The 23,934-nt window shown below is 56.9% G+C and carries 24 protein-coding genes; 8 read left to right on the plus strand and 16 right to left on the minus strand.

Translation table 11 applies throughout. The annotated features are described in order from the left end of the window. Positions 1-11: 11 nt before the first annotated feature. From G5533_RS16490 to G5533_RS16525, 8 genes are all read right to left on the minus strand, one after another. Positions 12-827, minus strand: coding sequence for a Cof-type HAD-IIB family hydrolase (locus G5533_RS16490; protein ID WP_421255567.1), 816 nt, complete (start codon positions 825-827; stop codon positions 12-14). 89 nt (positions 828-916) lie between these two features. Further along, positions 917-1,957 (minus strand): alpha/beta fold hydrolase, encoded by a 1,041-nt coding sequence (locus tag G5533_RS16495; RefSeq protein WP_421255566.1) that lies wholly within the window; start codon positions 1,955-1,957, stop codon positions 917-919. Continuing rightward, on the minus strand, positions 1,957-2,616 hold the full coding sequence (locus G5533_RS16500; protein ID WP_421255565.1) for a CatB-related O-acetyltransferase: 660 nt from the start codon (positions 2,614-2,616) through the stop codon (positions 1,957-1,959). The genes G5533_RS16495 and G5533_RS16500 overlap by 1 nt, the downstream gene beginning before the upstream one ends. Then, on the minus strand, positions 2,616-3,347 hold the full coding sequence (gene trmH, locus G5533_RS16505; protein WP_421206760.1) for a tRNA (guanosine(18)-2'-O)-methyltransferase TrmH: 732 nt from the start codon (positions 3,345-3,347) through the stop codon (positions 2,616-2,618). The genes G5533_RS16500 and trmH overlap by 1 nt, the downstream gene beginning before the upstream one ends. Before the next feature lie 44 nt (positions 3,348-3,391). Continuing rightward, the gene (gene spoT / locus G5533_RS16510; protein ID WP_005339255.1) at positions 3,392-5,509 is read right to left on the minus strand and encodes a bifunctional GTP diphosphokinase/guanosine-3',5'-bis pyrophosphate 3'-pyrophosphohydrolase; all 2,118 of its coding nucleotides are present in this window, start codon (positions 5,507-5,509) and stop codon (positions 3,392-3,394) included. Positions 5,510-5,640: 131 nt separating this feature from the next. After that, positions 5,641-5,916 (minus strand): DNA-directed RNA polymerase subunit omega, encoded by a 276-nt coding sequence (gene rpoZ, locus G5533_RS16515; protein WP_005307060.1) that lies wholly within the window; start codon positions 5,914-5,916, stop codon positions 5,641-5,643. Between the two features lie 79 nt (positions 5,917-5,995). After that, positions 5,996-6,622, minus strand: coding sequence for a guanylate kinase (gmk, locus tag G5533_RS16520; protein ID WP_005339253.1), 627 nt, complete (start codon positions 6,620-6,622; stop codon positions 5,996-5,998). A gap of 303 nt (positions 6,623-6,925) precedes the next feature. After that, positions 6,926-7,978 (minus strand): glycosyltransferase family 9 protein, encoded by a 1,053-nt coding sequence (locus tag G5533_RS16525; RefSeq protein ID WP_266135178.1) that lies wholly within the window; start codon positions 7,976-7,978, stop codon positions 6,926-6,928. 222 nt (positions 7,979-8,200) lie between these two features. Between G5533_RS16525 and G5533_RS16530 the strand changes: the two genes are divergently transcribed. After that, entirely contained in the window at positions 8,201-8,914 is a 714-nt protein-coding gene (locus G5533_RS16530) for a 3-deoxy-D-manno-octulosonic acid kinase (RefSeq protein ID WP_005357122.1), read from the plus strand. Positions 8,915-8,984: 70 nt separating this feature from the next. Further along, positions 8,985-9,848 carry a GGDEF domain-containing protein gene (locus tag G5533_RS16535; RefSeq protein ID WP_040069586.1) on the plus strand — a complete coding sequence of 288 codons (864 nt, stop codon included), beginning with the start codon at positions 8,985-8,987 and terminating at the stop codon, positions 9,846-9,848. Between the two features lie 6 nt (positions 9,849-9,854). On the opposite strand, the gene G5533_RS16540 is transcribed toward G5533_RS16535, so the two are convergent. Further along, positions 9,855-10,709 (minus strand): carboxylate/amino acid/amine transporter, encoded by an 855-nt coding sequence (locus tag G5533_RS16540; protein ID WP_139741965.1) that lies wholly within the window; start codon positions 10,707-10,709, stop codon positions 9,855-9,857. A 39-nt stretch (positions 10,710-10,748) separates the two neighbouring features. Here G5533_RS16540 and G5533_RS16545 point away from each other — a divergent pair, with 39 nt between their 5' ends. Then, entirely contained in the window at positions 10,749-11,210 is a 462-nt protein-coding gene (locus tag G5533_RS16545) for a DUF6314 family protein (protein WP_080771398.1), read from the plus strand. A 124-nt stretch (positions 11,211-11,334) separates the two neighbouring features. On the opposite strand, the gene G5533_RS16550 is transcribed toward G5533_RS16545, so the two are convergent. Together G5533_RS16550 and G5533_RS16555 are read right to left on the minus strand one after the other, a co-directional pair. Continuing rightward, on the minus strand, positions 11,335-11,496 hold the full coding sequence (locus G5533_RS16550; protein ID WP_005339236.1) for a hypothetical protein: 162 nt from the start codon (positions 11,494-11,496) through the stop codon (positions 11,335-11,337). Further along, a complete protein-coding gene (locus G5533_RS16555; protein ID WP_005357113.1) occupies positions 11,481-12,380 on the minus strand; it encodes a DMT family transporter in 900 nt (299 codons plus the stop codon). The genes G5533_RS16550 and G5533_RS16555 overlap by 16 nt, the downstream gene beginning before the upstream one ends. 91 nt (positions 12,381-12,471) lie before the next feature. On the opposite strand from G5533_RS16555, the gene G5533_RS16560 reads away from it, so the two are divergent. Beyond that, positions 12,472-13,431 carry a LysR family transcriptional regulator gene (locus G5533_RS16560; RefSeq protein ID WP_005339232.1) on the plus strand — a complete coding sequence of 320 codons (960 nt, stop codon included), beginning with the start codon at positions 12,472-12,474 and terminating at the stop codon, positions 13,429-13,431. On the opposite strand, the gene trpS is transcribed toward G5533_RS16560, so the two are convergent. Continuing rightward, entirely contained in the window at positions 13,410-14,423 is a 1,014-nt protein-coding gene (trpS, locus tag G5533_RS16565) for a tryptophan--tRNA ligase (RefSeq protein ID WP_421313177.1), read from the minus strand. The genes G5533_RS16560 and trpS overlap by 22 nt on opposite strands. Before the next feature lie 192 nt (positions 14,424-14,615). After that, a complete protein-coding gene (locus G5533_RS16570) occupies positions 14,616-15,053 on the minus strand; it encodes a universal stress protein (protein ID WP_005339229.1) in 438 nt (145 codons plus the stop codon). 401 nt (positions 15,054-15,454) lie between these two features. On the opposite strand from G5533_RS16570, the gene fabV reads away from it, so the two are divergent. The 4 genes from fabV to G5533_RS16590 all read left to right on the plus strand — a co-directional run bounded on the left by fabV (position 15,455) and on the right by G5533_RS16590 (position 19,332). Continuing rightward, complete coding sequence (gene fabV / locus G5533_RS16575; RefSeq protein ID WP_441255088.1) at positions 15,455-16,642, plus strand: enoyl-ACP reductase FabV; 1,188 nt, start codon at positions 15,455-15,457, stop codon at positions 16,640-16,642. Between the two features lie 92 nt (positions 16,643-16,734). Continuing rightward, a complete protein-coding gene (gene ftnA / locus G5533_RS16580) occupies positions 16,735-17,259 on the plus strand; it encodes a non-heme ferritin (RefSeq protein ID WP_005339225.1) in 525 nt (174 codons plus the stop codon). Positions 17,260-17,408: 149 nt separating this feature from the next. Then, entirely contained in the window at positions 17,409-18,593 is a 1,185-nt protein-coding gene (locus G5533_RS16585) for an NAD(P)/FAD-dependent oxidoreductase (RefSeq protein ID WP_421236173.1), read from the plus strand. Positions 18,594-18,723: 130 nt separating this feature from the next. Beyond that, positions 18,724-19,332 (plus strand): hypothetical protein, encoded by a 609-nt coding sequence (locus G5533_RS16590; RefSeq protein WP_421255561.1) that lies wholly within the window; start codon positions 18,724-18,726, stop codon positions 19,330-19,332. 388 nt (positions 19,333-19,720) lie between these two features. Here the strand turns inward: G5533_RS16590 and G5533_RS16595 are convergent, their stop codons facing one another. From G5533_RS16595 to G5533_RS16605, 3 genes are all read right to left on the minus strand, one after another. After that, on the minus strand, positions 19,721-21,304 hold the full coding sequence (locus tag G5533_RS16595; protein WP_441255089.1) for a hypothetical protein: 1,584 nt from the start codon (positions 21,302-21,304) through the stop codon (positions 19,721-19,723). Between the two features lie 209 nt (positions 21,305-21,513). Next, positions 21,514-23,112: a hypothetical protein gene (locus G5533_RS16600; protein WP_421236176.1), complete on the minus strand. Its 1,599-nt coding sequence runs from the start codon at positions 23,110-23,112 to the stop codon at positions 21,514-21,516. 113 nt (positions 23,113-23,225) lie between these two features. Beyond that, positions 23,226-23,900, minus strand: coding sequence for a fimbria/pilus periplasmic chaperone (locus G5533_RS16605; RefSeq protein ID WP_421236177.1), 675 nt, complete (start codon positions 23,898-23,900; stop codon positions 23,226-23,228). Positions 23,901-23,934 lie beyond the last annotated feature (34 nt).

Here is a 23,934-nt window from a genome sequence, read left to right on the forward strand (position 1 = left end):
GCTGAAGAGGATCAGGCTGCGCTGACGCTCTCCAGCTCGAACAGCTTCTCCAGATAGACGGCGACGCCATCTTCGTCAGAGGTGAGGGTCTGCTCATACTCCGGCAGCGCCATTTTCAGGCGGTCATGGGCGTTGCCCATCACGATGCCGCGTCCCACCATGGTCAACATCTCGAAGTCGTTCATGCCATCGCCGAAGGCGATCGCCTCCAACATATCGAAACCGTTCTGCTCCAGCACGGCTCGCACAGCATTGCCCTTGTGCACCCCGGCGTGCATCACTTCGAGGCAGTCCGGCAATGAGAAGGTGACGTTGAGCTGATCGCCATAGCGCTGGTTGAGGTGTGCCTCGATCTTCAGCAGCTTTTCGTGGTCGCCGATGTAGAACACCTTGTTGATCTGCTCTTTCGGTTCCTGTTTCAGGTCATCGACCAGGCGGTAGGTGAACCCTGACTCGTCGTGGAACTGCAGCAGCCAGGGCAGCTCTTCTTCCACCACCCAGTCATCACCCTGATAGACATTGAGGTGGATAGAGGGATCTCGCTCCAGTGCAATCAGCTCGGCGGCAATCTCGGTCGGCAGCGGCTGGTTGAAAATCAGCTGATCCTGTTTGTCATGGACCACGGCGCCATTGGAAGTAATGAGGTAGATGTCCATCCCCAGCGCATCGCGGAAGCTGCGTACGTCAACGTGATGACGGCCGGTGGCGACCACGAATTTCACACCTTGTTCTACCAGGCGGTGCAGGGTATCCCGGGTACGGGGAGAGATCTGGTGCTGCTTGTTGAGCAGAGTGCCATCGAGATCGGATACAACTACCTTGAACATCATTACCTCGGCATCGATTGAAAACAGGGGCAGTTTACCTTAGCCCGCATTGTCACCCCATTTATTTAGGGTTACAAAAAATAGCCGGCTCAGAAGCGGGCGAAAAAGTCGACCATCGCGGTCAGGGCGGGTTGGCGCTTGTCATCGGATTCGATAAACAGCTCGTGCCAGGCACCCTCGATGCGCAGTGGTTTGCCCCCTTCGCACTTGGCAATGGTGCAGAAGCGATCCTGTGCGGCATTGTCCACCACGCTGTCGCTGCCAGCTTGCAGCACCAGCAGCGGGGTTTTGATGGCGCCCGCATCGGCGATGGCGGCATCGGCACCAGTGATCCCCTGATAAATCCAGTGGGCGGTCGCGCCACCCAGCTTGATCTGCGGGTGCTGTTCGTAGAGTTGGCGGAAGGCTTGATAGCGGGGCTGGCTGTGAGTCAGCTCGTTATCGGCAAAGCCGTGATCCTGATAGGCTCCCTGACCGGGGCCGTAGGGAGGCTCACCAATCCAACCGCCGACCGTGCCTATGGTGCTCGCCAATCCCTTGGCCAGCCACTTGGGCAGACCGCCGAGATTGATGCCCAGCATGGGGGAGGAGAGCACGGCCGCCTTGATATCATCGGGCCAGCGTTCCAGATAGCGGGCCGAGATGGCGCCGCCCATGGAGTGGGCCAGCAGGAACAGCTTTGCAGGCTGGTCCGCCATGATTATCTGGTCGTGAAACTGCTTGAGATCGACCACATAATCGTCGAACTGGTCGACATATCCCTTCTGCGGGTCATTCAGCATCCGGTCGGACATCCCCTGACCACGATGGTCGATGAGATAGAGGCTGTAGCCCTGACGCCAGAGATCCCACGCCAGCTCCTGATACTTGAGGTAGCTCTCGACCCTGCCATTGACGATCAGGATGGCGCGATCGACCTTGGCTTGCCGTAGCGCGGCATAGCGGATGGTTACGCCATCCTTGCCCTTAAACTCTCCTTCCACCGCATGCTGGCGCCAGAAGTCGGGCAGGGTTTGCTGGTAGAGGCTGGGTACATCGGCTTCGCTGGTGAGCTGATAGGTATTGGTCACGGCAAGGGCTCCGGCAGAAAACAGGGTCAGGGCCAACAGGGAAAGAGAGAGGGGTTTCATCAGGCACACTCCTGTTGCCAATGGTGATAAAGGGCGGCGATATCCCCCGAGCAGAGTAGCGCCATGCTGGCTTGCAAGCGGGGCAGGGGCCAGTCCCACCACTGCATCTCTTGCAGCATGAGGATCTGCTCATCGCTGAAACGGCGGCGGATCGGCTGGGCCGGGTTGCCGCCGACTATGGTGTAAGGGGCCACATCCTTGGTCACCACGGCGCGGGTGGCGATGACCGCACCATCACCTATGGTGATGCCGGGCATGATCATCGCTTCCGAGCCGATCCAGACATCGTTGCCAATCCGGGTGTCTCCCTTGCGCAGAAAGCCGCTGCGGGCCCCTTCGCCAAAGGTGTCGGGATTGAACGGGAAGGTGGAAACCCAATCCAGCCGGTGGCCCTGATTGCCCGCCAGCATGAAGGTGGCGCCCGAGCCGATGGAGCAGAACTTGCCGATGATCAGCTGATCCACCTCGCCCCAGAGGCCGCTCTCCCAGGTGTCGCGGGTCGAGCCATCGCCGAGCAGGTAACGGACGCAGTGATCCTCGAACGGCTTGCCGTGATAGTAGCCGGAGTAGTAGCTGTAGTCGCCGGCCTCTATGTTCGGGTTGGTCAGGTGATCCCGGATGATTTGCGATTCCAGCCAGCTGCCAAAAGGGTTCTCCATCACTCCTCCTGCGGATCGTCCTGCTCGCTCTGCTGCGCCCACCCTTTGCGGGTCAGCTGCATCCGTTGCCACCACTCTTCGTCCGCCAGAATTTCACCGGCCGGGCCGAGCTGGGGGTAGGGCATCTCTTTCTCTTTGCAGAGCTGGGCATAGATAGGATAACCCCCCTCGAACAGGATGCTGTTTTGCTCCTCCAGCGTGAGCGGGCAGCCGCGTTGATAGCAACCGGCCAGCTCGCGCTGGCGCTGCGCCTCGTAGAGGATGGCGGCGGCAGCCACCGAGACGTTGAGGGACTGCACCATGCCGACCATGGGGATGACGATATGGTGATCGGCCAGGGCCAGCGCCTCTTCACCGATGCCGTGCTTTTCCTGACCCACCAGAATGGCAGTCGGTTTGGTGTAGTCGATGGCGCGAAAATCGACCGAGCTTTCAGAGAGATGGGTCGCCAGGATCTGCATGCCGGAGGCTTTCAGCTCGGCAACGGCTGTGCCGATATCCGGGTGCAGTTTTACATCCACCCAGTTCTGGCTGCCGCGGGCGGTGCCCTTGCGCTTGTGGATCCAGGTTTTGGGCCAGACGGCGTGTACCCGGTGGATGCCGATGGCATCGGCGGTACGCACGATGGCGGCCAGATTGTGAGGTTTGTGTACCTCTTCCATACAGACGGTCAAATCGAGCTGACGCTGGGCCAGCATGTCGGTGATGCGCTTGAAGCGTTCGGGGGTCATGGCTTGTCTCAATAAAAGCAGCAGGCGGCTTGCGCCGCCTGTGTTCAGTTCTTCTGTCGGCTCACCTTGAGCACGTTGGGCATCACGCGGATCTTGCGCATGATGTTGGCCAGGTGGATGCGGCTCTTGGTGGTGATGAGCAGGCTGACCTGATAGACCCGGCCATCCTTCTCTTCGGTGCTGATGGCGTGAATGTTGGCGCCGGTGGCGGCAATCACGTTGGCCAGCTCGGCCAGCGCACCCTGATGGTTGACGATTTCGATGCTGATACCGGTGCGGAACTCCTGTTCCTGCTCCTTGTCCACTTCCCACTGCACCGGCAGGTACTTGTCCGGCTCCTTGCTGTAGCCCTTGATGTTGCGGCAGGCTTCCTGGTGGATCACCAGACCCTTGCCCGGGCTGATGTGGGCGATAATGGCATCCCCCGGGATCGGACGGCAGCAGTTGGCGAAGGTGACCAGCATGCCGTCGGCACCCTTGATCGGCATCTTCTTGCTGCTGGTTTTGGGCTGCTCTTCCGGCGGCAGTTCATCCCCCAGCATGCGGCGCGCCACCATGACGCTCATGGCGTTGCCGAGGCCCACATCGGCCAGCAGCCCCTGTAGATTTTCGTGCTTGGTATCGGCCAGCACCTGCTTGATGCGTGGCTCGGGAATATCTTCGATATTCTTGGCGCCTAGTGCATGGTTGAGCAGGCGGCGACCCAGCACCACCGACTCTTCGGTGCGCAGGTTCTTGAGGAACTGGCGGATCTTGGAGCGAGCCTTGGTGGTCACCACGAAGTTGAGCCAGGCTGCATTGGGGCGAGCCCCCGGCGCCGTGATGATCTCCACCGTCTGGCCCGAGTGCAGCGGGCTGCTGAGCGGGTAGGGGTGGCGGTCGACCCGCGAACCGACGCAGGCGTGGCCGATGTCGGTGTGCACCGTATAGGCAAAGTCCACCGGCGTGGCGCCAGCGGGCAGCTCCATGATTCGTCCTTCCGGCGTGAACACGTAGATCTCGTCGGGGAAGAGGTCGGTTTTGACCCCTTCGATAAATTCAAACGAGCTGCCGGCGCTCTGCTGCAATTCCAGCAGGCTCTGCATCCAGCGCTGGGCGCGGATCTGGGCAGTGGTGCCCGAGCTGTCGCCATCCTGCTTGTAGGCCCAGTGGGCGGCAACCCCTTTGTCGGCCATCTGATCCATGAACTCGGTGCGAATTTGCACCTCGACCGGTACCCCGTGCGGCCCCACCAGAGAGGTGTGCAGCGACTGGTAGCCGTTGGTCTTGGGGATGGCGATGTAATCCTTGAAGCGGCCGGGGCGCGGTTTGTAGAGGCTGTGCATCTGCCCCAGCACCCGGTAACAGGTATCTATGTCCTTCACCTTTACCCGAAAGGCGTAGATATCCATTACCTCATGAAATTGCAGCTCTTTTTTCTCCATCTTGTTGTAGATGGAGAAGAGATTCTTCTCGCGGCCACTGACCTGATGCTCGATCCCCGCCTCTTTCAGACGACCGCTGATTTCGCTCTGGATGGAGTCGATGATCTCGCGGCGATTGCCACGGGCGCGGCGCACCGATTCGCGCAACACGCGGGATCGCATGGGATAGAGCGCCTCGAAACCCAGCTCTTCCAGCTCGTTCTTCATGGTGTGAATACCGAGGCGGTTGGCGATGGGAGCGAAGATTTCGAGGGTTTCCCGGGCGATGCGGCGGCGTTTGTCAGGGCGCAGGGAGCCCAGGGTGCGCATGTTGTGGGTGCGGTCGGCCAGCTTGATCAGAATGACCCGGATATCCTGGGTCATTGCCATCACCATCTTGCGGAAGTTCTCGGCCTGCGCCTCTTTGCGATCGCGAAATTTCAGCTTGTCGAGCTTGGAGACCCCGGCCACCAGTTCTGCAACCGCATTGCCAAACTGTTCGGCCAGATCGGCCTTGGTGACCGAGGTGTCTTCGATGACGTCGTGCAGTACGGCGGCCATCAGGGTTTCATGATCGAGGCGCATGTCACCCAAGATTCGGGCAACGGCAACAGGGTGGGTGATATAGGGTTCGCCACTGGAACGCATCTGACCCTGGTGGGCATCACGGGCCACCACATAGGCTTGCTTGAGCTTCTCAACCTGCTCTGGCGGCAGGTAGGAACTGGCTATTTCTTTAAGGTTTTCAAATAAATACAAGACAGTCCCCGCAGCGGTGAAACGGCAATTCGTGGAATTGAGGGTATAGCCCTGAGTTTGCGAGGTTTTCGAGCGGTTGTAAATGGGGATGAACAGTCGGCACCCGGGCGGGTGCCAACCGGAGGAATAACTTAACCGCGGCCTTCGGCGATGGCAGCAACGGCAGCCAGCTCGGCGGCTTCCTGCTCTTGCTGTTCGTAGCGGTCCTGGGTGTCCATCACTTGATTGTTCACCAGACCCAGCTCGATCTCACGCAGGGCGATCACAGTCGGCTTGTCGTTCTCTTCGTCGACCAGGGGATCTTTGCCTTGTACCGCGATTTGACGAGCGCGGCGCGCGGCGACCAGCACCAGGTCAAAACGGTTACCTACCTGTTTTACAGCATCTTCTACAGTAACGCGTGCCATGCAGGACTCCAGTGTTTGGGCTTTCTGTATTTAGAAAAGCAGTGTTTAAAAATGACGCAAAAGTTTACTTGTTTTTGGCTTACTCTGCCAGTAGCTGTTGCAGCAAGTTTTTTTGAGCCTGTTGCTGGTGACGCATCTCCAGCCGTTGGCACTCAATAATGGACCTGAGCTGGAACAGCGCCTGCTCGAAGTCTTCATTGATAATGACATAGTCATACTCGTCGTAGTGCACCATTTCGGCAATGGCTTTCGCCATCCGGCCGGCGATCACTTCGGCGCTGTCCTGACCGCGCCCAATCAGGCGGCGTTCCAGCTCTTCGCGGCTGGGGGGCAGGATGAAAATGGATTTGGTCGGCATCTGCTCGCGGATCTGGCGGGCACCCTGCCAGTCGATGTCGAGGAATACGTCGATCCCTTTGGCCAGACAGGCTTCGATGGCGGCGCGGGAGGTGCCGTAGTAGTTGCCGAACACTTCGGCCCATTCCAGAAAATCACCACGCTCGATCAGCGCCTTGAACTCTTCCACCTGAACGAAGTGGTAGTGTACGCCGTGCTCTTCGCCCGGGCGGGTGGCGCGAGTGGTGTGGGAAACCGATAGCTGCATCTTGCCAGCTTGATTGTGGTTGGTCAGCAAGGCATTGAGCAGACTGGATTTACCCGCGCCGCTCGGAGAAGAGATGATATAGAGTGTGCCTTGTTGCGCCATATTATTACCTTTAATCGAAACCGCTGTTTTGGTTGTAGCAGAGACCGCCGTCTTGTGCCCGAAAGGGAGACAGCCAAACGCAAAACGCGGAAAATTCTTGAGTCAGGGGGATGTAAAGGCGGCGAATTTTACCAGAATGCGGCGAATAAAAAAACGGCCGGAATCATATTCCAGCCGATCAAAGTATTCGTAGCTTGCTGCGGGAGCGTAACCCACATCAGCCTGCATTGTGCCTTTGGCTGAGGGCAGAGGCTATCAGGTTATCCCTGCCTGATGGCTCGGAATTCCCGAGGTGCCCTGTCATTACGGCAGTTGACGATCTGCACAGAGGCGGTCGAAGGCGGTGATCACCTGCTCGCTGGTGATTTTTCGCATGGCCTCCGGGTCTTTGAGACGGGTGCGCCAGCTCAATTCGGCCAGCGGCTTGCCGGTCTCCTGTTCGACCAGCTCCTGATAGACGCTGACCACGTAGTCGCGGCACAGATAGGGGCCGGTGCGGGCCGGATTGTGGTGGGCATAGAGACCGATCACCGGCGTGCCCACTATGGTGGCCATATGGGTGGGGCCGGTATCGGGGGCCAGCACCAGACTCGCCTCACCAATCAGCGCCAGCAGTTGCTTGAGGTTGGTCTGCCCCACCAGATCGACCGGTTTGCTCTGGCTTAAGCGCTGGATCTCGGCAGCCAGGTCCCGCTCCAGTTTGGCAGGCCCGCCACAGAGATAGACCTGAAAGCCCTTGTTGGCGGCGTGATCTGCCAGCGCGGCATAGCCTGCGGCCGTCCAGTTTTTGAATGCCTTGCTGGCGGCTGCGCAGATAAGCAGAGTCGGTTTGCCGCCAATCTTCTCCCTTGCCCACGCCTGATGATCGGCGCTGATGGGCAGTTGCCAGTCCGGGGTCAGATCCTTGATGCCGAGCTCTTTGGCGAAAGCGAGGAAACCGTCCAGCACATGGGGAGAGGCAGGCGAAGGCACCTTGTGGTTGGTGAACAGCCACTGGCCGTCGTTGGCCCGCTCCCGATCAAACCCGAGTTTGACCTTGGCCTTGATGCCGAGGGTGGCGATGCTGGCCCGCATCGCCGCCTGCAGGTGGAGCAGGGCATCGAATTTGCGCCCCTTGAGGGTCTGCCAGAGATCGCGATAGCCGCGCCACCCCTTGCTCTTGTCGAAGGGGATCACCTCGACGCCGGGCAGATCGGCAAACAGGGTTGCCTCGATTTTGCCGGTGATCCAGGTGATACGGGTCTGTGGCCACTCCCGCTGGATGACGCGCACCAGCGCCAGTGCGTGGCAGCAATCCCCGATGGCGGAGAGCCGCAGGATGCAGATGGAGGAGGGGGGCGTTTGAAATAGCGGCATGTTGTGGCGCACGGCTGGCAAAAAGGGTGGATGGCATTATGCAAACTCCCCTCTGGATTGTAAAATTGCGCACAATCGTCAGCCAGGATAGGCCGGGCCCAGCGCCATGACCTGTCTCTGCACGTCGTTGATTAAAGGCCACTATTGCGGGCATGCCAGAGCGGCAGCCTCATCGCCAATTGAAAAATTGCGATCCATGACCCACCGAGCGGGATCTCCACGATGCGAGTACAGACCGAACACAACCAGATCTGCTGGTATGCCGAAGGGGCCTTTCGCGACCCCTCTCCCCAGTTATTCGATCCTGCCTGGTGGCAGAACAACCGTCAGGTGGTGGGAACCTCCATCGGGCGGGGGGTGACCTGGTTCGTCAAGGATGAGTCCCGCCATCTGGTGCTGCGCCACTACTATCGCGGCGGCATGGTGGGCAAGGTGGTGCGGGATCGCTTCTGGTTCGAAGGGGTCGAGTCGAGCCGCGCCATGGCCGAATACACCCTGCTGGCCAAGCTGTGCGAGCTGGGGCTGCCGGTGCCGCGTCCGTTTGGTGCCCGCATGGTCAAACAGGGACCCTTCTATCGTGCCGATATCCTGATCGAGCGAATTCGCGGTGCCAAGGATATGGTGGCGTTGCTCAAGCAGGGGCCGGTGGCGACCGAGGTGTGGCACAAGATAGGTCAGACAGTGCGTCAGCTGCACGATGCCGGGGTCTATCACGCCGATCTCAACAGCCACAACCTGCTGCTCGATAAAGAGGGCAAGGTGTGGGTGATCGATTTTGACAAGGGTGCGATCCGCTCCCCCGGCGAATGGCAGAAGGCCAATCTGGAACGCTTGCTCCGTTCATTCAATAAAGAGTCTCAACTGCATACCAGTTTCCACTTCGTACCGGAGAACTGGCAGACCTTGATGAACGGGTATCAGGGAAAAGCGATCTGACCCTGTTGCTCGGCGTGAACGCCAATGTTACTTATTGAGCAGGTATTCAGATCCTGTTTCGAGGCGCCCCATGGAAATGCTCAAGACACCTTTGGTCGATGTGACTGCCCGGCTTGATCCGGGTCTGCTGTCTGATGCCATGGCGCTGCTGGAGGCGGGGATCTGGAGCTGGTCAGCCCAACACGGACTGCAGCGTGATCCCTCCTGCCTGCGCCTGTTGGGATTGGGAGAGTGCTGGCCGGATGATCTCGGCTGGCTGGATCGGGTTCATCCCGACGATGTTGCCCGGCTGGAGGATGCCCTGCTCGCCTGCCAGAGCGGCCGCAGCAGCGGTCTGCGCCTCGAATACCGCATTCTGCATCATCACGGTCACTACATCCGGCTGGAAGAGCGGATGCGTCGCGATGAGCGGGGTTATCTGCTGGGGGTCGTCCGTCACCTCGATCCCGCTGCCGTGCTGGTGGAGGAGCGACATGGCACCGATCCGCTGACCGGTCTGGAGAGCCGTGGCCGTTTCGAGCAACTGCTGGAGGAGCGGCTGGCGACCGAGAGTGGCACTTTCAGTCTGCTGCAGTTTTCGGTCGATCACATGGCCAAAATCCAGCAACTGTTTGGCGAAGCGGCTTGCGACGCCATGCTGGCCAAGCTGGCGCGTATCGTACGCCACGAACTGCGGCGGGAAGATCCCTTTGCCCGCTGGGATGAGGACGGTTTTATCCTGATGCTCTCCCAGACCGAGCGGATGAGTGCGCTGGAGATCGCCGAGCGGCTGCGCCTCGAGATTGCCGATGCCAGCCTGCTGTCACAGCGGCCGGTCACCGTCAGCATCGGGTTGGTGCAGAGTCAGGCTGGCGAGCAGCTCGATCATCTGCTGGCCCGGCTGGCCAGCTGTCACAGTCAGGCCAGACGGGAGCACAACACCGTCGTCGGCTGAGTGAGGTCAGGGTTGGCCGCGCTTGTCACGCTGGCAGACCCAGAGCGAGGCCAGCATCAGCAGGCCGCCGATGGTTAGTCGGGTCAGGTCGGTATCCTTGCCCCAGAGCAGCAGATTGACCAGCAAGCCGGCCGGAATGAGCGCATTGTTCATGATGGCCAGCACCCCGCTGGTGACCAGTGTCGCCCCCTTGTTCCAGAGGAAGTAGCCTAGGCCGGAGGCACCCACCCCCAGCCAGAGCAGAATGCCCCACTGCAACCCTGACGTTGGGTATTGCGGCTTGCCCAGCAGCCACCAGGCGGGCAATGCGATCACCAGCGCTCCCAGATAGAAGCAGCCGAACACCGCCAGTTGCGGCGGTTGCTCCGCCTCCCGTGCCAGCAGTACCTTGTAGCCCACTTGACCCAGGGCGAAACAGAGGTTGGCCCCCTGCACCACCATAAATCCCAGCACATAGCTTTCGGTCAGGCCGTCGAAGCGGATGACGGCAGCCCCGAGCACCGCCAGCAGGGCGCCCCACAGATAGGTGGGCTTGAAGCGCCCTTCCAGCAGGTCGTGGAGCAGGGTGACGTAGATGGGGGTGAAGATGGTAAAGACCAGCACTTCCGGCACCGTCAGCAGCAGAAAGGAGTGGTAGTAGAAGAGATACATGATGCCGAGCTGGATGGCGCCCAGCGCCATCAGCTTGGCCGCCAGATCGGGGCGCAGCCAGCGGCGGCGCAGGAAGGGGAGAAACACCAGACTGGCGAGGGCGATGCGGGTCAGCACCGAGAAGTAGGCATCCACCTGGCCAGCGAGGTAGACCCCGATCAGGCTGAAGGAGAATGACCAGAGCAGGGTGACCCCTATCAAGTAGTTCATGTGTTTGATTTATCATCAGTTGTCAATTTTAAGGGGGCTATGATGGCCGAGATGGAAGCGGCAATCCAGCGTTTATGGGCGCGATTGCCACAGGTCGGAGCATTTTCCTTTACCGCCAGCAATAGCGAGGGGTCGGCGACCGACTGGAATGGTCGGGGCGAGGGGCGTGTGCAGGTGACCGATCATCAGGGGGGCTGGCTGTTTAACGAGCAGGGCCGTTACATCACGCCTCATGGCAGGGAGCTCGCCATGCACAACCGCTTCTGGTGGCAGCGCAGCGAACGGGGGATCCGTCTCTCCCATCTGCGTTATGAGGCGCCGGTCGAACTGTTCGAGCTGCTGCCGCAGGGGGATGGCCGCTGGCTGACCGCCGAGCCCCATCTGTGCGGGGCGGATCACTACAGCGCCGAGCTGACCGAGATCGACGGTGGTTTTCTGCTGAGCTGGCAGATCACCGGGCCGCGCAAGAACGAGCGACTCAGCTATCGCTATCTGATCTGACGCCGGCTGGCAGGCATAAAAAAACCGGCGCAGAGCGCCGGTAGCGGGGGACAAATCGGAGGTTTTTTAAAACAGTCCCAAAAACAGGAGAGATAGACTCTCGTCACACATTCAGAGATGGACTTCAGGCATTCAGGGCATAGCTCAGCATGGCTTGCAGCTTGCTATCGAAGAACCAGGGCAGCAGTACCATCAGCAGGCCCAGGATCCCGGCCAGCCGCTGGCGATACTGCCAGCCGGCAATCAGTACCAGACCACCGCACAGTGTGGTCAGGATGCCTGACATAGGGATACCTCGCGCTGCATGCGACGCTGTTGCGCCCACTGGTTCATGGCGACCGAGCCGAGGATCAGGGCCAGAGCAACACCTGTGGTGGGATGGATCTGCTCGCCGAGGAACAGGGCACCCAGCATCACGCCGAACAGCGGCACCAGATAGTTGCTGAAGGAGGCGAACGTCGGGCCGGCCTTCTGGATCAGCGCCATGTAGAGGAAGTAGACCAGACCGGTACAGAGGGTACCCAGCACGGTGATCGCGCTCAGGGCCTGGGTGCTCGGCAGGGTCAGGCTGCCGAGATCAACCATGAAGGGGGCGACCAGCAGCAACTGGATTGCCGAGGAGATCAGGATATTGCGGGCGACCACTACCGGATGGTCCTTGGCGAAGCGCTTGATCATCAGCAGGCCGATGGCGAAGCAGCTGGCACCCAGCAGGATGGCCATGGCACCGAGCAGACCGGCGTTCATGCCCTGGGAGAGTTTCGGCCAGAACAGGGTGAGCACACCGGCAAAGCCGATGATCACGGAAAGCAGACCGGTTTTGGTGATTCTTTCACCAGAAATAAACAGCGGTGCAGCCAGAATGGTCACAAACGGGATACAGCCCATGACCACGGCGGCGATGGCGCTATCCACATACTGTTGGCCCCAGGCGACCATGATGAAGGGGATGGTGGCATCCAGCAGGGCGATCAGCATATAGGTGCGCCACGGGGTGTGCTCACTCTTGAGCCGCATGAACAGGCAGAGCAGACCCAGGGTCAGGCTGCCGCACAGGGCACGACCGGCAGCCACCAGAATGGGGGGCAACTCGGCAACGGCCTGGTGCATGAAAATGAATTGGGAACCCCACAGCAGGCCAATGGCCAGCAATAACAGATAGCTACGCATTTGAATCTCCGATGTATTAAGCCAGCGCATTCTAGGCAATCTGTTACTATGGTAAAAATGAATTGTTGGCATTTAACTATGGCAAATATCGATGGATAGCTCGCTCGCCCGTCTCGACCTCAACCTGCTCGCCGTATTCGACATGCTGATGCAGGAACGCAATGTCACCCGTGCCGCCGAACGGCTGCATCTCTCCCAATCCACCGTCAGTCACGCCTTGGGGCGGCTGCGGGTGGCGCTGGATGACCCGCTGTTCGTGATGAGTCGGCGCGAGATGATGCCGACCGAGCGAGCCAAGGCGCTGGCCGGTCCGGTACGGCAGGCGCTGGCGATGCTGGAGCAGGGATTGCGGCAGGCCAAGGGGTTTGATCCAGCCACTGCGCGGCGGATTTTCCGCATCGCCACCCCGGGTTCGGTAGAGCACGGACTGGTACCGGTGCTGGTGGAGCGGCTCCATCGGCAGGCCCCTCACTGTCGGCTGGAGGTGTGCGAGCTGGCCGACAGCAACTACGAGCGGGAGCTGGAGAAGGGGGAGCTGGATCTGGTGATCGGTTTCGCCGGGGCGAATCACCTCTCACCCCGCTTGTGGCGGGAGGAGTGGTTCAACAACCCGCTGGTCTGCCTGTCGCCGCTCGGCAGCGAATTGCCCGATGTGCTGACTCCGGTCGAGCTGGTGAGCCGTCCCCACATCCACACCTCCAGCTGGGGTCACAGTCAGGCGATGGTGGAGCTCTGGCTGGCCCGCTTCGGGGTGGAGCGGGAGCTGGGCGTGCGGTTGCCGAGCTTTATGGCGGTGCCGCCACTGATGGCGACCGGCCGCTATCTGGTGGTGGTGCCCGAGATGATCGGGCGCCACTTCTGCCGCTACTACCCGCTGCGGATGCACCAGCTCGACCCCGCAATCCCCATCGTCTACCTGATGGCGGGGCACCCGCTCACCGCCCACGACGAGGCGATAGGCTGGTTCAAGAGCTTGTTGCACCAGTTGGTGTTCGACCTCTACGGCGACGATGCGCTCGGGACCCCCGCTCAGCGGATGTTGGCGAAGTAATCCAGCCCCATGGCGCTTTTCACCTCCGCCAATACCTCATCGGTGATGATGCGAGCCTGCTCGGTGCCTTGATAGAGCAGCTCCAGCAGCATCTTCTTGTCGGCGATGGCCGCGGCACGGCGCTCCCGCATCGGGGCGAGCAGGGTCTGCAGGCAGTCGTTGAGCACCTGTTTGCAGCGCATGTCCCCCAGTCCACCGCGTCGGTAGTGCGCCTTCATCTCGGCGACCAGCGCCTTGTCGGGGTGAAAGGCATCGAGATAAGCGAACACCGTATTTCCCTCCACCTGACCCGGATCGCTCACCTTGAGGTGGTTGGGGTCGGTATACATGGCGAACACCGCCTGTTTGACCTCTTCCGCCGACATGCCGAGCTCGATTGTGTTGCCGAGGGATTTGGACATCTTGGCCTTGCCGTCGATGCCGGGCAGGCGGCCGGTGTCGCTCAGGATCGGTTGGCATTCGGTCAACACCTCTTTGCCTACCAGAGAGTTGAAGCGGCGGACGATCTCGTTGGTCTGCTCCAGCATCGGCAGCTGATCTTCCCCAACCGGCACGTGGCTGGCGCGAAAGGCGGTGATGTCGGCGGCCTGACTCACCGGATAGACCAGAAAACCGGCCGGCAGCGTGCGTTCGAACCCTTTTTGCTGGATCTCCGCCTTGACGGTGGGGTTGCGCTCCAGCCGGGCGACGCTGACCAGATTGAGGTAGTAGCAGGTGAGCTCGGCGAGGGCGGGCAGGGCGCTCTGCAGACAGAAGGTGGTCTTGGCCGGGTCGAGGCCGACTGCCAGATAATCTGCCATTACCTCCAGTACGTTGTCGGTCACCTTGGTCGGGTTGTGGCCGTTGTCGGTCAGCGCCTGCAGATCGGCGATCATCACGAATTGACGGTAGTGGTGCTGGGCTTCGACGCGCTGGCGCAGGGAGCCGACATAGTGGCCGATGTGCAGTTTGCCGGTGGGACGATCGCCAGTCAGGATAACGGGGTCGTGCATGTCACTCTCTCCAGTTGGGTGAGCCGGGAGGCGACAAAGGGATAAAAACAGTTGACCGCCTCTCGGCGGTCACGGTGTTTTCTTTGGGAAATTTACAATAGAAACGCGGTGCCGCCTGTTTAGGAGCAGCACCACCAGTAGTTGTGATTGAATGCGGTCATATTCATAGCAAATCACACTACGCCGGTTTCATTACTTCTGCAAGGGGACGACTAGCAGATCGCAGGGCACTGTATTCATCAGCTGACGGGCGCTGGAGGTGAGCAGGCTCCAGAAGCTCTGGCGATGGCCGCACACCAGCAGGTCGATCTCGTACTCCTTGACTGCCTGATTGACCCGCTCGCTCAGATCGCCGCAGATCACCAGCTTCTTCTCGATGGGATAGTCCACCGAGGCCAGAAATGCCTCCAGCTTCTCTTTCGCTTCGGCGATCACCTGATCCTGCACGTTGTCGATGTCGATATCGATCATCTCGGTGTAGAGATCCTTGAGGTCCACATCGACATGGATAACCGACAGCTTGGCGCCGTTGGAGCGGGCTCTGTCCACCGCCTTGTCGATCACCTTGCGGTTGTCTTCAGAGAGGTCGATCGCGGCCAGAATATGCTTGTAATAGGTTGTTCCACTCATGGGGGTTCTCCTTACCGATCCTTCAGTCCACTATACCAATCTCTGCTGAAACTAAAATGGTGCCTCAGGCACAGTTTTGGGATTTAAATGAGTTTAATGACGTGTGACACAGGGTCAGCCACTCAGTTATTAACCACTATTTGCCTATAAATTAAACAATAGTTTGACGCCGGTCACACCCCCCGGCTTGCCGATCAGGGGGGAGAGGCATAGGATGGGCCCGTGCTTCGCAATGAACACAAAACAACAAAAAGCATCTGAATACCGCTTTGGGGAGCCACGTGCTCCCTTTTGTTTTTCTGCCTCATTTCCTGCTGCTTTTCTGACTGATAGCGATCCGGCATCAAGTTAATCTCCTTCGATTTGGTTATGCTGTAGCCAGTTTCTTTGGAGGCCTTCCCATGATCATTCATCCCCAGATTCAAGGTTGTGTTGCCCGCAACTGTCATCCCATCGGCTGTCGCGCCGCCGTGCAGCAGCAGATCGAACGCATCAAGGCTGCTGGCCCGTTCAACGGCCCCAAGCGGGTGCTGGTGCTGGGGGCCTCCTCCGGGTTTGGACTGGCGTCGCGCATTGCACTCGCCTTTGGTGCCGGTGCCGACACCATCGGTATCTCCTTCGAGCGCGGCCCTTCCGACAAAGGGCTCGGCAGCGCCGGTTGGTACAACAACATCTGGTTTCGCAAGGAGGCGGAGCAGGAGGGGCGTATCGCCATCAACCTGATTGGCGATGCCTTCTCCGACGGGATGCGCCAACAGGCCATCGACACCATCCGCCAGCAGCTGGGGCAGGTGGATCTGGTGATCTATTCGCTCGCAAGCGGCATCCGGGTGCTGCCCGATGGCACGCAGGTGCGTTCGGTGCTCAAGACCACCGGCCAGCCGTTCAGCGGTTGGGGATTGGATCTGGAACGCGATACCTTGGTGCAGCAGTCGCTGGCGCCCGCCACGCCGGAGGAGATCCGCGACACCGTCACTGTGATGGGCGGCGAGGATTGGCAGCTCTGGATGCAGGCGTTGCAGCAGGCGGATTGTCTCGCCCCCGGTGCGCAAACCGTGGCCTACTCCTACATCGGCCCCGAATCCACCTATCTCCTCTATCGGGATGGCACCATCGGTTATGCCAAGGAGCATCTGCACGCCACCGCCGAGACCATCAACCTGCAACTGGCCGAGATTGGCGGCCATGCCTGGGTGTCGGTCTGCAAGGCGCTGGTAACCAAGGCGAGCGCCTATATTCCTGTGCTGCCGGTTTATCTGGGCCTGCTGATGGGGGTAATGAAGGAGCGCGGTGTGCACGAAGGCTGCATCGAGCAGATGCAGCGACTGTTTGCCGCCAAGATGTACGGGGCCAATGGGGTGGTGGCCGATGGTAACCGGCTGATCCGGATGGATGACCACGAGCTCGACCCGGCCATTCAGGCCGCCGTCTCGGCGCTCTGGCCCAAGGTGACGCCGGACAATTTCCACGCGCTGGGGGACTTTGCAGGGCTGCGGCAGGACTTCATGCAGCTCAACGGCTTCGAGCTGCCGGGCGTCGATTATGCTGCGCCGGTGGATGTCGCCTCCCTTGGGGAGCTGACCCCCTGAGCTGAAAGAAACGGGATCTCCCTCTCGTTGGCGGGTTGATTCGCGGCGGGAGTGTGGCGACAATCGATACCAAATCACTGAGGAGAAACAAGATGCTGGCCCAAGCCATGATCGAGAAGTTGAACGAGCAGATTAACCTGGAGTTCTACTCCTCCAATCTCTATCTGCAGATGAGCGCCTGGTGCGAAGACAAGGGCTTTGAAGGGGCGGCGACCTTCCTGCGCCAGCACGCGGTCGAGGAGCGCCAGCACATGGAGCGTCTGTTCACCTACGTGAGCGAGACCGGCGCCATGCCCAAGCTGGGTGCCATCGATGCCCCTCCCCACGAGTTCAAGTCGCTGGGTGACGTGTTCCGTACCACCCTGGAGCACGAGTACCACATCACCAAGTGCATCAATGGTCTGGCTCACGTAGCCTTCACTACCCAGGACTACTCCACCTTCAATTTCCTGCAGTGGTATGTGGCCGAGCAGCATGAAGAGGAGAAGCTGTTCAAGAGCATCGTCGACCGTCTGGGTCTGGTGGGTGAAGATGGCAAGGGCCTCTACTTCATCGACAAGGAGCTGGCCGAACTGGCCAAGGGCGCCCCTGCCAGCATCATGGACAGCAACGCCTGATAGTCGTGGACACTTAGTGTTCAGCCAGTACAATAACGGCCCTTTTAAGGGCCGTTGTTTATTCTGGTGGGCAGTCACCGTTGTGATGTCAGCCAGAGGCAATCTCGGTTCTGGCCAGGTGCCGTTTCTATTTTGATAAGTGAGTGATGATGAAGCAGGTCGATGTGGTGGTGATCGGGGCCGGTGCGGCCGGATTGATGTGTGCGGCGCAGGCGGGCTACCGTGGCCGCTCCGTGCTGGTGCTCGATAACGCCAAGAAGCCGGGCCGCAAGATCCTCATTAGTGGCGGTGGTCGCTGCAACTTCACCAACCATCAGGCGGGCGCTCACGCCTACCTGTCGGAGAATCCCCACTTCAGCAAGTCGGCGCTGGCTCGCTATACCCAGCAGGACTTCATCGATCTGGTGGATCGCCACGGGGTCAACTATCACGAGCGCACCTTGGGGCAGCTGTTCTGTCTCGAGAGTGCCAAGGAGATCGTCGATGTGCTGCTCACTGAGTGCGACTGGGCCGGGGTGACCCTGCAGTTCCAGACCGAGATCCTCACCGTCAGCAAGCAGGACGAAGGCTTTGTGTTGACGACCAGCAAGGGTGAGATCGGCTGTCACTCGCTGGTGGTGGCGACCGGCGGTCTCTCCATGCCCAAGCTGGGTGCGACCCCTTATGGCTTCAAGCTGGCGGAGCAGTTCGGCCTCAACGTGCTGCCGACCCGCGCCGGTCTGGTGCCCTTTACCCTCCATCAGGCGGAGAAAGAGGCGTTTGCCGATCTGGCGGGCATCAGCCTGCCGGTAGCGGTCACCGCCGAGGATGGCACTCGCTTCAAGGAGGCGATGCTGTTTACCCATCGCGGCCTCTCCGGCCCCGTCATCCTGCAGATCTCCTCCTACTGGCACGCTGGCGAGAAGATCCACATCAACCTGCTGCCGGAGCTGGATATTCCGGCCGCCCTGCGCGAATGGGCGCAAGCGCACCCCGCGCAGGAGCTGAAAACCGTGCTGGGGCGCGAGCTGCCCAAGCGTTTCGTCGACAAGCTGGTGGAGTTGGGTCAGCTGGTCAGCAAGCCGATGCGCCAGTACAACGAGCGGGAACTTGAAGCGATCGCCAACCTGCTGGGTGACTGGCAGATCCTGCCCAACGGCACTGAGGGGTATCGCACCGCAGAAGTGACCTTGGGTGGCGTCGATACCAACGAGCTCTCCTCCAAGACCATGGAGGCACGCAAGGTGCCCGGCCTATACTTCATCGGCGAAGTGGTGGATGTGACCGGCTGGCTGGGTGGCTACAACTTCCAGTGGGCCTGGTCCTCCGGCTGGGTGGCTGGCCAGTTCTGTTGATAGGAAGAAAAATCTGTGCAGAGATCTTGCCATACCTATTCATGTAAGAACTTTCCTTTTTGTGTGGCTAGCTCTTTTATTGTTCAACTGAGTGCAATGAAATATGCCCCTTATGAAAAAGGGGTATTAGATGATTGCTCGGGTGATAGGGTTGTTATGTATTTTTCAATGGTCATGGGCTGCAGAGTCATTTCAGTTCCAAAGCTATCGGGATGGATTCTTGCGCATGATGCTAATCACACCCAGCGTCCAGGGAGAGCTATTTTTACGGGGTGATGATAAATTGGTGCCATTACAAGGCGGTATAATCGAAGATTTGTTTACCCTGCGTATTCCAGTATCCTGTCAGTTATTAAGTTCGCAACAAACTATCTATTGGTCATCGCCAGGACGGCCACTAATCAAGGGTCAGGTGCCGGCACAGTCGTGCAAGCGTCTCCCTGAGTTGCCATTGAAATTGCCGGTTCGGGTTTTTTCCAAAGGTGGGAAATGCCTGATCGATACTGCGGGTAATACTTTGTGGCATACAGCATCTGAATTGGCAAAGAAAAATCGTGCGTCTGTCTATCAAAATGTTTACGCATTATTTCTTACAAATAAACCCGCCTTTGCGGGGCAAGATATTCATCGGTTACGTGCTCAGGTTCTTCATTGTCCTGATCCAGCATTGTTTGAACATATCGATGCTGAACATGCCCGCCAGCTATTTAAGGAAGGACTACTGTTGCAAAAACAATAAAATCTATAATGAATTGAAAGCCATATTGCGATTGTTTTCGTCATTTTATACTGAATCAGTCTCAGCCTATTGCATAGGCTACCCTCCCTATTGGGCGTTTTTATGCCGATGTTACCACTCTCGCCTATTCAATTAAGTTGTTGTCATGTTGATGACTTTTAAATGAGTTTTTAAACGCATAAAAAGCATAGTATAGTTGCCTTTTATTTAGAGTGGTGCGCAGTTTTGAGATATTTATAACTGTGGTTTTATAAATATACAGAACAAGAATGTGTAGTAATGTTATACTAAGGCAGATGCCATGATTTCATCATGGCATCTGCCTTAATTGTTGTGTTATCTCAGCCTGGCAAAGCCAGGTATTAATTTGGTTAATATATTGGCAGCATCAATTCCAGAGACCGGTAAGAATGATTTTTCCACTCTGATGAACGAGCCCTTCCCAGTCATCACCGCTCACTGTTTTTCTGGTCATATTGTCAGTGAGTGAAAATTGCAGGCCCAGGTCATAGAAGCGGGTATAACCTATACCCCCCTCATCCCATTCTTGTGCTGGTCGTGATTCAATAATCTTTCTGGACCTCAGGTCTATGGGAGGACCATTACACTCTATGGGCGTGGATACCGGCTGGTTACCAGCAGAGCTGAAGATGATGCTGGTAGGCACAGGCACTGCCCGGGAGGATTCGATTTGTCCGTCCGGGTAGAAGGTACACCGACCCTGATGGGGAATACCGACATCTTGCGTGACTTTGACCTCCAGTCGAGCCGCATTGGTATAACCGGTTTCCGACAGCTCGTAGTTAAACACCAGATTGTCCTTGCCCACCTCACCGGTCTGATAAGGCGATGGGTTACCATCGGCCGACTTGATGCTCACTGTCTGTGCTCGCGGTATAAACTCAAAACCGCCCTTAAATGGTATGCGTAAACCGTCCAAAGGCGAGTTAGTATATGAAGTGATAAGTTGGGCTATGTTATCTATATTTAATTTTTTGTCATTTGCCATGTTTTTTATTAAATTTGAACTTAAAAACATTTTTATCTGTGATGTGCCACGCTGCTGCCTTACTCTTTGAGAGCTTGAATAGTTGCTACCTTGCAAGCCAACCCAGTCCTCATTGGCAAACTTAAAAGCCACTTTATCATAAAGAGTGATCTTGCGAGCAGAAAAGAAAAAAGGAGCTAAGGGCGAACTGCTAGTGCCGTTCCAATCTAGCTGATATGAGGCAACGGTACACGAGATCCCCTTGGCGTAAATAACCGTATCGGCAACACAGGAGCCGCTTCCACCGGGGGCTGGGAGCGGATTGCCATTGCTATCTATCACGATCTCTTCATTGATATCTTTGCTGACAAGCTTGATGTGTCCGACTTTATTGGTGGTTAATTTACGCACGCGCCAGTCGACTGGCCCGGTTTGGGCGGTGCAACGATTGGAGTTGTTCTTATCTTGGTAGATGCAATAGTTGAGGTCACGCACTACCGATGTGCCTACTGGCATATCCCGCAGATACCAGAATGCACTTTGCGATAATTTGCTGAGCAAGCCAACGGTACGACTGCTAGGGTCGCTGAAGCCATAGAAGCCTTTGGAGTCTATCTGAGCGGGCCTCACACGTGTATTCTTGCCGATGCATCCCTGCTTGTTAGAGCCATTACTGTCACACAGCAAACCCACATACGGGAAGGGAATGGGGCCATCCTCCCATACATCTAGTTTGTAGCCATCCAGTAATCTTGATGGCAGAAAAGGAACATCATTGTTAAAGGCCAATACACCATCAGATGTACCGCCCAGATTAGTGATGTTAACATAAGTTATATCAGGGGTATAAGCCAAGAAATCGGGATGGTTCTCTACGCTAAGGATTACAATGTCTGACGCTCGTTCGATATAACGGACCGGGGTGTTGGCCATCACTTGGGAACTACTTAGCAGTAGCGTGAATATTTTTACAAGGTTTTTCATAAATTTCTCGAGGGTGTTTTAAATATTTCAAAGTAGTCATGCTTTGACATGTTTTATTTCAGTCGACAGGCCATGTTTGCAGATGTGGTATTGTTTTTATTGAATACTGCACCGCGAGGCAATAGTATTCATCATGGCATTTTCATTAATTGTTGTGTTATCTCAGCCTGGCAAAGCCAGGCATTAATTTGGTTAATATATTGGTAGCATCAATTCCAGAGACCGGTAAGAATGACTTTTCCACTCTGATGAACGAGCCCTTCCCAGTCATCACCGCTCACCGTCTTTCTGGTCATATTGTCAGTGAGTGAAAATTGCAGGCCCAGGTCATAGAAGCGGGTATAACCTATACCACCCTCATCCCATTCTTGCGCTGGTCGTGATTCAATAATCTTTCTGGACCTCAGGTCTATGGGAGGGCCATTACACTCTATGGGCGTGGATACCGGCTGGTTACCAACAGAGCTGAAGATGATGCTGGTAGGCACAGGCACTGCCCGGGAGGATTCGATTTGTCCGTCCGGGTAGAAGGTACACCGACCCTGATGGGGAATACCGACATCTTGCGTGACTTTGACCTCCAGTCGGGCCGCATTGGTATAACCGGTTTCCGACAGCTCGTAGTTAAACACCAGATTGTCCTTGCCCACCTCACCGGTCTGATAAGGCGATGGGTTACCATCGGCCGACTTGATGCTCACTGTCTGTGCTCGCGGTATAAACTCAAACCCTCCCCTAAAAGGTATGGATAGACCATACAGGTAACCGGTTTGATATGTGGCATACAGTTCCGCGATGTCATCAAAATGTACTTTATTTTGCTTGTACATTCTCTTGAGAAGTGCATTATTGAAAAATACTTTAATCTGTTCTGTCCCGCGTTGGTTGTTAATCCTTAATGAGTTAACTATAGTTTCGCTCCCAGGATAAAGAATCGACCAGATTTGTTGGCCAAATTTGAAGGCTATTAATTCATCGCTACTATATAGGCGTTCTTTGAGAACCCCAGAAAAAAAATACTGCTCTAAGGGTGAATTCGGAACTCCTACCCAGCTTAGGTTGTATGAGGCAATGGTGCATGTGAGCCCATTGCTATTGCCCACCCTGTCAGCAATACAGGCGCCGCTCCCACCGGGGGCAGGAGTAGGGTTGCCATTGCTATCTATCACAATCTCTTCATTGATATCTTTGCTGACAAACTTGATGTGCCCGACCTTATTGGTGGTTAATTTACGCACGCGCCAGTCGACTGAGCCGGGTTGGGCGGTGCAACGGTTGGAATTGTTTGTATCTTGGTAGATGCAATAGTGGAGGTCACGCACTATCGATGTGCCTACCGGCATATCGCGCAGATACCAGAGTGCACTTTGCGATAATCTGCTGCTCAAACCACCGACACGGCTGATACGGTCACTGAGGCCATAAAAGCCTTTGGCGTCTATCTGAGCAGGCCTCGCTCGTGTACTGAAACCGCTGCACCCCTGCTTATAATAGCCATTATTGTCACACAGCAAACTCGCATACGGGAAGGAAATGGGGCCATCCTCCCATACATCCAGTTTGTAACCATCAAGTAAGGCTTGTGGTAAAAAATTATCATTTTTACTGAAACTCAACCCTCCATTGGTCTTGTCCAGATTATAAATATTAACATAGGTGGTATCAGGCGTACGAACGAGCAAATCGGGGTGCCCCTCTACACTTATAACGACCAAATTCGATTCTCTGTCGATATAGCGGACCGGGGTGTTGGCCATCACCTGGTAACTACCCAGCAGTAGCAGCAATATTTTGGAAAAATGTGTCATGAGTTATCCTGATATGTTCAAAATATGTCAACCCAGTCGTGTCTTGAATACTGTTTTCAGTCCGCGACGTTTAGGGATGCATCATCACGAAGAGAAGCGGATGCGCTTATGCGTTAAGCTGGTGAGCATGCTTGACCTATGGTCATAAAACGGCGGTCATACACGATCAGCTTCTGATTGCCGGATTGTGCAATCTTGGTGTTATACCAAGTCTCCCCCGGTAGCAGATATTTGGTATCTGCCGTGCTGTCTGGTTCATTACAGCCTTTTTTGACAATAAACTCAAAGAAGGTGTTGCCTGTGTTGCGAATCGTCCCTTCGCTTTCATCGAGCTCGTAATTGAATTTCTCCTGACGGGGTCGCACCACCAGAATGGATTGCACCTCAATGTTCAGCTCCAGTGTACCTTTGCGATCGACGGGTGGTTTTTTTTCAAGCTGGGCTGCGGGTGATTCGACAAAAAAGACGCGATAGTAGCGCTCCTGATCATCCTTGGTTCCCTTGTAATAGATTTTGACATTTTGCCTCTGCCCTTCGTGCAGTACAAAGCGTTTGGGGGTGTACAGCAGCTCACCGGGCAACATGGCCAATGGGTAGCCTTTGGCTGTGGGGTCGCTTATCTTCTGTGCTTTGACTTCATACACCTTGGGTAAACGGTCATTATTAATAATGGTCCGCGCTATCAAATCACTTGATGGTTCCATGATTGCTGTCATGGCACCTATATCAATGGCTGTGACGGGAAGCCCCCAAACCAGCGAGATCAAACACAAGAAAGTACGATACATATCTATCTCTTCCAATAATAAGTTCTGGTGACCT

Source organism: Aeromonas sp. A600620, from assembly GCF_029479985.1.
Lineage (GTDB): Bacteria > Pseudomonadota > Gammaproteobacteria > Enterobacterales > Aeromonadaceae > Aeromonas > Aeromonas veronii_A.

Excerpts from the sequence above, each read along its gene's own strand:
- rpoZ (WP_005307060.1), bottom strand. The coding sequence starts at position 5,916 with ATGGCACGCGTTACTGTAGAAGATGCTGTAAAACAGGTAGGTAACCGT.
- G5533_RS16595 (WP_441255089.1), bottom strand. The coding sequence starts at position 21,304 with ATGAAAAACCTTGTAAAAATATTCACGCTACTGCTAAGTAGTTCCCAA.
- G5533_RS16530 (WP_005357122.1), top strand. The coding sequence starts at position 8,201 with ATGCGAGTACAGACCGAACACAACCAGATCTGCTGGTATGCCGAAGGG.
- trmH (WP_421206760.1), bottom strand. The coding sequence starts at position 3,347 with ATGACCCCCGAACGCTTCAAGCGCATCACCGACATGCTGGCCCAGCGT.
- G5533_RS16525 (WP_266135178.1), bottom strand. The coding sequence starts at position 7,978 with ATGCCGCTATTTCAAACGCCCCCCTCCTCCATCTGCATCCTGCGGCTC.
- ftnA (WP_005339225.1), top strand. The coding sequence starts at position 16,735 with ATGCTGGCCCAAGCCATGATCGAGAAGTTGAACGAGCAGATTAACCTG.
- gmk (WP_005339253.1), bottom strand. The coding sequence starts at position 6,622 with ATGGCGCAACAAGGCACACTCTATATCATCTCTTCTCCGAGCGGCGCG.
- G5533_RS16550 (WP_005339236.1), bottom strand. The coding sequence starts at position 11,496 with ATGTCAGGCATCCTGACCACACTGTGCGGTGGTCTGGTACTGATTGCC.
- G5533_RS16555 (WP_005357113.1), bottom strand. The coding sequence starts at position 12,380 with ATGCGTAGCTATCTGTTATTGCTGGCCATTGGCCTGCTGTGGGGTTCC.
- G5533_RS16600 (WP_421236176.1), bottom strand. The coding sequence starts at position 23,112 with ATGACACATTTTTCCAAAATATTGCTGCTACTGCTGGGTAGTTACCAG.
- G5533_RS16545 (WP_080771398.1), top strand. The coding sequence starts at position 10,749 with ATGATGGCCGAGATGGAAGCGGCAATCCAGCGTTTATGGGCGCGATTG.
- trpS (WP_421313177.1), bottom strand. The coding sequence starts at position 14,423 with ATGCACGACCCCGTTATCCTGACTGGCGATCGTCCCACCGGCAAACTG.
- G5533_RS16570 (WP_005339229.1), bottom strand. The coding sequence starts at position 15,053 with ATGAGTGGAACAACCTATTACAAGCATATTCTGGCCGCGATCGACCTC.
- fabV (WP_441255088.1), top strand. The coding sequence starts at position 15,455 with ATGATCATTCATCCCCAGATTCAAGGTTGTGTTGCCCGCAACTGTCAT.
- G5533_RS16560 (WP_005339232.1), top strand. The coding sequence starts at position 12,472 with ATGGATAGCTCGCTCGCCCGTCTCGACCTCAACCTGCTCGCCGTATTC.
- G5533_RS16490 (WP_421255567.1), bottom strand. The coding sequence starts at position 827 with ATGTTCAAGGTAGTTGTATCCGATCTCGATGGCACTCTGCTCAACAAG.
- G5533_RS16585 (WP_421236173.1), top strand. The coding sequence starts at position 17,409 with ATGAAGCAGGTCGATGTGGTGGTGATCGGGGCCGGTGCGGCCGGATTG.
- G5533_RS16495 (WP_421255566.1), bottom strand. The coding sequence starts at position 1,957 with ATGAAACCCCTCTCTCTTTCCCTGTTGGCCCTGACCCTGTTTTCTGCC.
- G5533_RS16605 (WP_421236177.1), bottom strand. The coding sequence starts at position 23,900 with ATGTATCGTACTTTCTTGTGTTTGATCTCGCTGGTTTGGGGGCTTCCC.
- G5533_RS16500 (WP_421255565.1), bottom strand. The coding sequence starts at position 2,616 with ATGGAGAACCCTTTTGGCAGCTGGCTGGAATCGCAAATCATCCGGGAT.
- G5533_RS16590 (WP_421255561.1), top strand. The coding sequence starts at position 18,724 with ATGATTGCTCGGGTGATAGGGTTGTTATGTATTTTTCAATGGTCATGG.
- G5533_RS16535 (WP_040069586.1), top strand. The coding sequence starts at position 8,985 with ATGGAAATGCTCAAGACACCTTTGGTCGATGTGACTGCCCGGCTTGAT.
- G5533_RS16540 (WP_139741965.1), bottom strand. The coding sequence starts at position 10,709 with ATGAACTACTTGATAGGGGTCACCCTGCTCTGGTCATTCTCCTTCAGC.